This window comes from Halochromatium sp., from assembly GCF_054919635.1.
This window is the reverse complement of the sequence record NZ_JBUDPI010000425.1, coordinates 1-2827: the sequence shown is the minus strand read 5'-3', so window position 1 is coordinate 2827 and position 2827 is coordinate 1. Positions and strand designations below refer to the sequence as shown.

At 63.4% G+C, this 2827-nt stretch carries 2 protein-coding genes and 1 pseudogene; all 3 read left to right on the top strand.

What is annotated here, in order from left to right; translation table 11 throughout:
* The coding region (locus tag ACY693_RS17735; RefSeq protein ID WP_462323135.1) for a sensor histidine kinase at window positions 1-1146 on the top strand (1146 nt) is incomplete at its 5' end.
* The gene (locus ACY693_RS17730; protein ID WP_462323134.1) at window positions 1125-1823 is read left to right on the top strand and encodes a response regulator transcription factor; all 699 of its coding nucleotides are present in this window, start codon (window positions 1125-1127) and stop codon (window positions 1821-1823) included. The genes ACY693_RS17735 and ACY693_RS17730, both read left to right, overlap by 22 nt.
* A gap of 131 nt (window positions 1824-1954) precedes the next feature.
* Window positions 1955-2827: pseudogene (locus tag ACY693_RS17725) on the top strand (hypothetical protein); the annotation flags it as partial.

The window sequence follows — 2827 nt, the reverse complement described above, 5'->3', positions numbered from 1 at the left end:
TTCGCGGCGTCGGCGTACTACTTCGATTATCGGCTGCTGCGGGAATACCGGCCGCATCCTTGGTTGCTGGGACTGTTCCGCATAATCCTGCCGCTGTTTGCGCTGGCGCTGTTGCTGGTGGCGCTGGGCGATGTGGGTAAGGCGCTGATCCTGACAAACGCCCTGGTGTTGATCCTGCCGCTCCTGTCGCTGGCGACTGCGGTCAGCATCCGCACAGATGGTCCTCATCAGCAAGAAGCGCTGACGCTGGTACCGAAACCTTATCTCGTCACCCTCTACGCCTTAATTGTCGTTAGCCTCTCGATCTCCACCTTTCCAGCTATGGGGCTGGTGCCCGCCGGAGACTGGAGCTTCAATGGCTTCCTGTTCTACACCCTGTGGACGGGGCTTGCTGTCGTGATCTTGCTGCAGATTCGTGCGCAGCGCCTGGCCAGGCACCGTGCGGAACTGGAGATGGCCTATCGCAAAGCGCAACAGCACTCCGAGCTCGAAACAGCGAAGCGCCAAGAAATGGGGCGCTTCCTTGCCATGGTGACGCATGAATTGAAGACGCCCTTGGCCATCGTGCGTATGGTCTTGGGAGCCACGCACCGCACGCCGACCTTGAGCATGCAGGCGGATCAGGCGATCGATGACATGGCAGCCGTCATTGAACGCTGCGCCCTGGTCGATCGGCTCGACAACAGCCTGCTCCAGCCCCAGGTGACCGAGCGCGATGTCGAGGCCCAGGTGCGCGAATTGGTCGAGCATCGCCCCATGGCCGAACGCGTCCAATTCACTGGCACGGCACCCCGCGTCCACACCGACAGCACCCTGCTGCGGATCATCATCACCAACTTGCTCGACAACGCCCTCAAATACAGCCCGCCGCAGAGTCCCATCAGCCTGCGCCTGGAGCCTGCTGCACGGCATGGCATCGACGGCATCGCCCTGGAGGTGGCGAACCACCCCGGCAAGTCCGGCCGACCCGACCCGGACCGGGTATTCGACCGCTACTATCGCCACGCCAAGGCACACAATGTCACCGGCTCGGGACTGGGCCTGTTTCTCTGCAGAGGCATGGCACGGTTGATCGAGGGTGACATCGACTACCGCCCGACACCGACGCATATCCGGTTCAGACTATGGCTGCCTCGCTCCATATAGCACTGGTCGAAGATCACGACGCCCTGCGTCTGGTCACCGCCGACATCCTGGGCCAGGCCGGCCACCGGGTCACCGCCCTCGGCTGTGCTGAAGAGCTCGATGACCTGGCCTTCGCCGACGGCGTCATCGACCTCTTCATCCTCGATCTCAACCTGCCTGGCGAAGACGGTATCCGTCTTTCGCAGCGGCTGCGCCAAACCCACCCCAGTGTCGGCATCATCATGCTCACTGCCCGCAATGCGGCCGAACAGATGGCCCAAGGCTACGCCAGCGGCGCAGACATCTATCTGGCCAAGCCTCAGGCCCCGGAAACCCTGCTCGCCGCCGTCGCCTCCCTGGCGCGGCGTCTGAAGCCGACCCCGTTGCCCAACGGCGGCAGCATCGACACCGCCAACGCCAGCCTGCACGGCCGCAACGGCCAGGTCCTGTTGCACCCCATCGAGCTCACTCTGCTCACCGCCTTTCTCCGCGCCCCCGGCCAGCGGCTGGACAACTGGCAGCTCGCCGAGATCATCGGCGGCAGCACCGAAGGTGCGAGCAAGGCTGCCATCGAGGTTCGCATCACCCGCCTGCGCAAGAAATTGCGTGACTGCGGTGCCGCTGCCGATGCTGACGGCGGTATCCATGTCCTGCGCGGCCAGGGCTATCAACTCCACGCGGTGCTAAGGGTCAGCTGAGCAGCCAAGTCCTCCGCCTTGCCCAACGCGGCTGAAAGCCTTTGAAAGGGTTTCCCTCTCAGACGGCCTTAGTATCAGGCGCGTAACCTAGGCGCATGACTGCGTCAATCTCATTCTCAGGAGGCTGCCCCGTGACCGAATACACGACTTCCGACGAAATTGGCCCGGTCGATACTTCGGTCGCTGATGAGCCAACCCTGATCGACGGTCACCTGGACAGCGTTCGGCACATCGCCGACCGGGCCGCCAAGCACAGCGGCTTCGGGGTGCTGCCGAGTATTCAATGCTCAACCGCGCTTGCGACGACCCTCTTGACCGGATTGTTCCTTGCTCCGTTCGCGGTGCGAGCGGCTTGCAGCCAGAGTGATGGCGTGTACACCTGCTCCGGTAGCGATATCTCGGTTCAGGACGTCACGACGGCGGATGGCGGCCCCACGGAGGTCTTGTACGAGGATGTGACGGGCAATTTCGGGCCAGACGCTAAAGGTCAGGGCGCCGGTGATGGCGACTTTGCGCTCCTGTTCAGCGATTTCGCGTCCGATGGGGCCAATGCAACTGGGGATGACCACGAGGACGGCCAGAACGGCGGGGACGGATTCACTCCGTACAACCTCTCCGTGACGATGCACTTCGACAAAGGCTTCGGGCTTAACAGCGCGATTAGCGGAATCAACGTAACCGCCTTAGGAGGCTCTGGCGGCGATGCCAACGAAGACAGTAGCGGCGGCCACGCCCAAGGCGGCGATGGCGGCGACGGAGGCGATGGCGGCAAGATCACCATCACTGCCGATGCCAACAATGGCGGCAAGACCCCTTACCCCATCACCACGAAGGACGGGGTGGGTATTGATGTGCAAAGCATCGGCGGCTTTGGGGGGGCTGGCGGCGAAGGCGCCAACCAGGACGGGTTTTTTGACGGCGTTGGTGGCGACGGTGGCGCCGGCGGGGCTGGCGGCGACATCACCGTGGCCAGCAGAGCCGGCACGGGCAGCACATTCAGCGTA